Source organism: Salinivibrio sp. PR5, from assembly GCF_001996085.1.
Classification (GTDB): domain Bacteria; phylum Pseudomonadota; class Gammaproteobacteria; order Enterobacterales; family Vibrionaceae; genus Salinivibrio; species Salinivibrio proteolyticus.
This window is the reverse complement of record NZ_MUFK01000077.1, coordinates 1-5036: the sequence shown is the minus strand read 5'-3', so window position 1 is coordinate 5036 and position 5036 is coordinate 1. Positions and strand designations below refer to the sequence as shown.

Below are 5036 nucleotides of genomic sequence, written 5' to 3'. Positions count from 1 at the left end.
ATACTAGGAGAGCCCATTGGGATGCCCGGTACGGAGAGCCTTTTTATAGCGATAATAATATATTCATCTGAATTATGATCGAGTGCAGTCAAGAGGGGACAAATGTCCTCCTTTTATCTGCTGTTCGCCCCTAAGATAAGCACAATCTCAACAGAACAATAAAGGCCTCACCATGAGTCTATTTGCTTTGCTCGACATTAATAACACCCTCGTCAACATTCCACTCGGAGACGGTTACGCGATGAGTTGGATTGAAGCGTTCGGAACCGTTTTTGGATTACTGTGTATTTGGTTTGCCAGCCAAGAGAAAACGATTAACTACCTGTTTGGTTTGCTCAATGTCACTCTGTTTGCGGTGATATTCTTTCAAATTCAGTTATATGGGTTACTGCTGCTTCAACTGTTTTTCTTTTGTGCCAACATTTATGGTTGGTACGCATGGACACGTCCTAATGCGCAAGGCGAAACCTTAGAAGTACGCTGGTTAAGCAAGCAGAAGCTCATTGCGACAGCGGCAGTCAGTGTGATTTCGATAACCTGGCTAACCATCTATATCGATACATTTTTCTTTTCGCTCGCAAGCTTCACTGTTGATGGTTTAAACCTTTTAGGCTCAAACTTGGCTTCTCCCGTGCTTGAGCCGGATGCGTTCCCATTCTGGGATGCTACGATGACGGTGTTGTCCGTTGTTGCTCAAGTGCTGATGACGCGTAAATACGTGGAAAATTGGATTCTGTGGGTTGTTATTAACGTTATTAGTGTGGGCATTTACGCGACACAAGGTGTTTATGCAATGTCTGCGCAGTATGCAATCTTAATGTTCATTGCTGCCAATGGCACACGGGAATGGGCTCGTAGCGCAAAACGGAATGACGATAAAACATTAACTCAAGCTGCGGCAGCGTGAGGAGCGTATTTATGGTCAAACAACCTCATATTGGTGTTGATGAAACACAAATTGCGCCTCGCGTGATTGTGTGTGGCGAGCCCGATCGTGCCAATCGTATTGCAGCATTATTGGATAATGCAGAAATGATGTCTGAAAATCGCGAATATCGCGTTTTTACAGGCAGTTACAAGGAGCAATCGGTTTCTATATGTAGTACTGGGATCGGTGCGCCATCCATGCTCATTGCGGTTGAAGAGTTAAAGCAATGCGGTGCTAGCTATGTAATACGCGTCGGCTCTGCAGGCTCGATGCAAGCGGGAATTCAGCTTGGAGAGCTGATTGTCGCGGAGGGGGCAGTAAGGGATGAAGGCGGTTCTAAGGCCTATGTGGATACGGCTTACCCAGCCTATGCAAGCCTTCAACTATTGAAGGAAATCGAACGCTATCTCTCTACGCAAGCCACCCGATATCATTTCGGCGTAGTTCGCTCTCATGACAGTTTTTATACTGATAATGAAGAAGCGATATGCCAATTCTGGAACCAGAAAGGCGTGTTAGGTGCTGATATGGAAACCTCTGCCCTGTTGGCGGTGGGTCGGTTACGAGGCCTCCATGTCGCGTCGATCTTAAATAATGTCGTGCTTTATCAACAAGATGTGAAAGAGGGCATTGGGCAGTATGTGGATGAGACTCGAGTGATGATGGAAGGTGAAAGGCTTGCGGCAACCACGGCGTTAGAAGCGCTTATTGCTCAGAGCTAGTCATGTTCTAGCCTCAGTTACTTTTTCGTCATCAATCAATGTGTATAAAAGCGGCAGGTCAATGTCGCTTTTTTATTGGTTTTGACGGGGTACAATCAAAATGACATCGTTGTCATTAGATTTTCTGAGAGAGCAGAGAATGAAAATCGGGCCTTATCCAACCGGTCGCTTCAAAACATACCTTGAGAAAAACAGTGCCGCTTTTCGTGATTTGATTTATCAGTGTCAAATCAGTACGCGTTACTTTGATGTAGGTGAAGCGATTCTTCGCCAAGGTGAGGAACTTCAGCATTTATACGTTGTGCCGGTGGGCCGAGTCTCGATGAGTATATTGGCGGCGAATGGGCGACGTTTTCAACTTGGTGAGGCAAACTGCGATTACCATATTTATGGTGAAATGGAGTACTTCACTCAATCGCCTTGCCAGTGGAGTGTGATAGCAGACGAGCATATGCAGGTTGATGTCATTTGTATTCAAACGCTAACGGAAAAGCTGCAACAGCAGCCTGAATTGATGGTGTTTTTTGCATCAGCGTTAGCGGAAGACTATCAAGACTCTATGGCTATCTACACCAACCGATTGTTGCATCCCATTACTTACAACATCGCTTATGATCTTTTGATCAGGAGCCAAACCAATACCTTGTTGGGCGGGTTTGACCGAGTCAACCAAGAGGCTGAGCGGTTTGGCACTTCAGGCCGTGTCTATCGGCGAGCAGTGAAAGAACTGATTGAAAGGGGACTTATTAGCAAAACAGAAAATGGCTTAGAGATCACAGACGAGCGGGCGCTAAAAGCATTTATTGATGCGAATGAATGAGAGACCACACCAATGTCTGCGCACAATGTGTTTATGCGCAGACATGTTCTTCGCCGAGGTTTGTAACCTCCTACCGCACCGCATAGATCAGCAAGCAGGTGTAGCTGACGTAGCATATAAACAGTAATCCCCCTTCGGCGCGGTTGATTTCCCGTGTCTTGCCAAAGCGCATTGAGACTAGCAGCAAGAGTACGGTCACGGCGAGCATCACCATCCAATCTCGCCAGAAGACTTCTTCTGCGATGTCGCGAATTGGCTCGATGGCGCCGGCAATACCAATCACGGCGAGGGAGTTAAAAATGTTGGAGCCGACCACGTTGCCCACGGCAATATCGTGCTCTCCTTTGCGGGCGGCAATGATCGAGGCAGCCAACTCGGGAAGGGAGGTCCCTAATGCGACTATGGTTAAGCCAATAATCAGATCGCTGACGCCCAGTTGTTGGGCGATCCCAACGGCACCCCACACCAAGATGCGTGAGCTAACAACTAATAGTGCGAGCCCGATCACCAGCCACATTATTGCCTTTTTCAGTGAGAGGGTTTGCTGAGTGAGCTCGGCATCCATCTCGGCGGCGAGGGCGTCTTCTTTGGTTCGCATCCCACGCCACACCGTCCAGCCGATCAGCAGCAAGAAGCCTGCGATCAGCAGCAAGGCTTCGTAGAAGCTAATCGTGAAGTTCCACAACATCACCCCGATAACAAGAGTGATGGCTAACAGAATCGGCAGCTCTGTGCGGACGATGGTGGAATGGACCGCAATGGGCGCAATCAGGGCCGTTACCCCGAGAATTAAGGTAATATTCACGATGTTGGAGCCCAGCGCATTGCCGAGCGCTAATGCAGAGTTACCATCGAATGCGGCCATGGTCGACACTAGAATCTCTGGCAGAGATGTACCAAAGCCCACGACCAGCATGCCAATCAATAAAGGCGGCATTCCCGCATAATGGGCACTCACCGCCGCGCCTTCCACAAACCTTTCTGCACTCCATATCAGAAGCGCAAACCCAGCAATAATCGCCAACGTTGCAAGCAGCATATTGTCACCTTAGTTGAAAAGAAAAGTCGTTAAATCGCCTAGTTGCAAGCGCCTAGGCCGAACGGATGAAGCAACTAAGATTCATTGCGTTAACGCTAGTCGGTGAGTTTTCTACCGCCAACTTGCTGTCGCGTTAAGCCCCGTATTAATGACACAGATTTTTGGTTTTGCAACATAAATGTTGGGCACCGCTCACCCATATTTCAGCTGCAAAGCATTTTACTTGATCGAATGTGGTGAAGGGGAGGGCGCGATGACTTTATGTTGGTGGTAAAAGTGTAACATTTACAACCTAAAGTGATGGAATATCGATGTTTAAAGAGTATCAGCGATAAGAAACGCCAGTGCTGGAATGGGCAAGTACCTGTTACAGTCTTTAATTGAACTATTAAAAAGCGCGAAATTCGCCCAATTTCCGAAATGCGCGCCCTAACTGTTAGGTAGGACGCGTTTTAGATATGAATATTAGAAACTACCCTCTGTTGCGTTTTGGCGGTCAGTGTTAAATTGATTATTAGCACCGGACTGCCAAACTACGTTTGCTGTGGGATTTGACTCGTTTCGTTTTACGCATTTCCACTCTATATCTTGTTTTGCGGGTAAGGTAAGCGTAGATCGCCATGTAGGATACTGTGATGGTTCTAGCTTTATCGCATTTCCTAATGCCCAATCACTCAGCTGAGGGTGATTACCAACGACATAAACGCTCTGACCTGAAGTGGTAACACCATTATGACAAGTGAATGTGATGTCTCTCGAAAGTGGATCCGTATTACTATTGCTTAGCCCATGCAATACAATTGCTTGATTTTGGGCGAGATGCAGCGTTGCGTGCCCTGCAGTTACATGTACACTGTTATCGTCGAGTAAATTCGTATAACTTCCATCGGATAGAGCTAGATTACGAACAGTAATTGAAGCAGACGGGCCACGATTAAGCGCAACGGTAACAACATCATCACCTTGTTGACGTTCAAAGACCAGTATATCTTCATTGACCCAACGTGAAATATAACTGCCACGTTGAATAGCAAGACTGTTTTTGCGAAGTTTAGCCAACGTTTTAATTATTTTGAATGCTTGCGTATCTTGGCTGAAACTTGGCATCTTCTCTCGGTTGTATGGATCGCTACCAACTTGGCCAAAGCCGTTCTGAGTGAAGTTTGCTGCGTAATGCTCTGTTCCATAGTATATCGCAGGTATCCCGCGTACTGTCATAGTAGCAACTAACCCTAGATTTACTCTTTCTTGAGCAAACGCTTCACTTTGATTACCGCCTAACTCATTATTTCCGGGGCCGAAGGTTGATGCACTGGAGCGTAATGCAGTGGAAATTCGTGCCATATCATGATTATCCATAAACACCACTTGCCAATCATCGCTAGAAAACACTTTCTCCCGTTTGTTTAAATAGTTATTAAGTGTTTTAAAACTATTGTTAGAACGGTTGGCAAGAGCTCGCTCTAATGTATCTCGGAAACCAAAATCGAGTAGTGCTGACCCTGATGTATTCGCATAATCAATGGC

At 46.5% G+C, this 5036-nt stretch carries 5 protein-coding genes; 3 read left to right on the top strand and 2 right to left on the bottom strand.

Annotated features, from left to right (window positions below):
- The first annotated feature begins 172 nt into the window (after positions 1 to 172).
- The 3 genes from pnuC to BZG82_RS15735 all read left to right on the top strand — a co-directional run bounded on the left by pnuC (position 173) and on the right by BZG82_RS15735 (position 2470).
- The gene (pnuC, locus tag BZG82_RS15745; RefSeq protein WP_077766290.1) at positions 173 to 907 is read left to right on the top strand and encodes a nicotinamide riboside transporter PnuC; all 735 of its coding nucleotides are present in this window, start codon (positions 173 to 175) and stop codon (positions 905 to 907) included.
- An 11-nt stretch (positions 908 to 918) separates the two neighbouring features.
- On the top strand, positions 919 to 1650 hold the full coding sequence (locus BZG82_RS15740) for a nucleoside phosphorylase (protein ID WP_077766289.1): 732 nt from the start codon (positions 919 to 921) through the stop codon (positions 1648 to 1650).
- Positions 1651 to 1789: 139 nt separating this feature from the next.
- A complete protein-coding gene (locus tag BZG82_RS15735; protein ID WP_077766288.1) occupies positions 1790 to 2470 on the top strand; it encodes a Crp/Fnr family transcriptional regulator in 681 nt (226 codons plus the stop codon).
- A gap of 70 nt (positions 2471 to 2540) precedes the next feature.
- Here BZG82_RS15735 and BZG82_RS15730 read toward each other — a convergent pair whose 3' ends face one another.
- Positions 2541 to 3509, bottom strand: coding sequence for a calcium/sodium antiporter (locus tag BZG82_RS15730; protein ID WP_077766287.1), 969 nt, complete (start codon positions 3507 to 3509; stop codon positions 2541 to 2543).
- Positions 3510 to 3974: 465 nt separating this feature from the next.
- Positions 3975 to 5036, bottom strand: a 1062-nt coding sequence (locus BZG82_RS15725) for a carbohydrate-binding module family 20 domain-containing protein (RefSeq protein ID WP_198928570.1), incomplete at its 5' end; no start/stop codon positions are given.

Bases quoted from the DNA above. Each gene is read 5' to 3' on its own strand.
- pnuC (WP_077766290.1), top strand. From the start codon at position 173: ATGAGTCTATTTGCTTTGCTCGACATTAATAACACCCTCGTCAACATT.
- BZG82_RS15740 (WP_077766289.1), top strand. From the start codon at position 919: ATGGTCAAACAACCTCATATTGGTGTTGATGAAACACAAATTGCGCCT.
- BZG82_RS15735 (WP_077766288.1), top strand. From the start codon at position 1,790: ATGAAAATCGGGCCTTATCCAACCGGTCGCTTCAAAACATACCTTGAG.
- BZG82_RS15730 (WP_077766287.1), bottom strand. From the start codon at position 3,509: ATGCTGCTTGCAACGTTGGCGATTATTGCTGGGTTTGCGCTTCTGATA.